Genomic DNA, 987 nt, shown 5'->3' on the forward strand with positions numbered 1-987 from the left:
TGAGCCTCCTGATATGAACGAAACTGTCAAGATTCCCACTCCACCATCGTTTTGGTTTTGTTTTTGGGCACTTTTAAGAAGAGAAGCTATTCTGGCTTCTTTGTACTGGTTAGATATTTAGCCACATTGGCTAGAATAGCTCCTTCTTTAGCTTACTGACCATTTCTCATCGCTTGGATGGGCGGTCAAGTGGTCTCCTTGACGGCCCATCCAAGCGATGAGACGCTAGTGAAAGCTAAAAGAAGGAATAATCGACCTCCTGTTAATGATAGGTATAGAAGATAAGAACACGGCACGAAGGCAAAAACTCAACTGCGGTTATCATTCTGATATTCGTGGGTTTTCACATTTTATCTTTCCGTATAAAGGACCTGCCACTAACTCGCGACGTGCGTTAATCTATTCAGATATAGCACAGAGGAGGCACGTGGATCTTCCTTTCCGGTTTTTCTCTTTGCCTTCGAGCCCTATTCTCAGTTCTATTTAAAACCTCTATCATCCGATAGATTACTACTTCTCTTTTTTACCCTTGAGGAATGTCTTCTACTTCTTGCATCACTGCCCAAATAAATCCTGCCAATTCTCTCGCGACAGCTGTAACGGCTTTTGGACTTTCTTTACCTCTCGCTAGTAAACGGAAATACTTATTATGCAGCCTGTTCTGTGCCTTCCATGATATTGCCTGGATAGTTGGAGACTGGCCGTTTTGTCGTTTTTTAAGTTCTCCTTTCACAGCTGGCTTATATCTATAGCTCCATGAGGCCTCTACCAGTAATCGCCGCACATGCCGATTTCCTGTTTTGGTTATCTGTCCTTGGCTTCTTCTTTCTCCACTTGAATACTCGCTAGGTATAAGACCAACATACGCCATGAATTGTTTGGGCGTAGTAAAACGTTTAAACGAACCGATTTCTGCCACAATGCTTGTCGCTGTGATAAAAGCCACACCCCTTAATGATTGGAGTGCCTGAATTTTCTGGGCGTGAA

The 987-nt window shown here is 43.3% G+C and carries 1 protein-coding gene; it reads right to left on the reverse strand.

Features of this window, described 5'->3' with window-relative positions; all coding sequences use genetic code 11:
- Positions 1-523: 523 nt before the first annotated feature.
- Positions 524-987: transposase (locus ABU165_RS25105; RefSeq protein WP_353762702.1), on the reverse strand; the 464-nt coding region annotated here is incomplete at its 5' end.

The sequence above is a fragment of the Cytobacillus sp. T106 genome, from assembly GCF_040492155.1.
GTDB lineage: Bacteria > Bacillota > Bacilli > Bacillales > Cytobacillaceae > Bacillus_AB > Bacillus_AB infantis.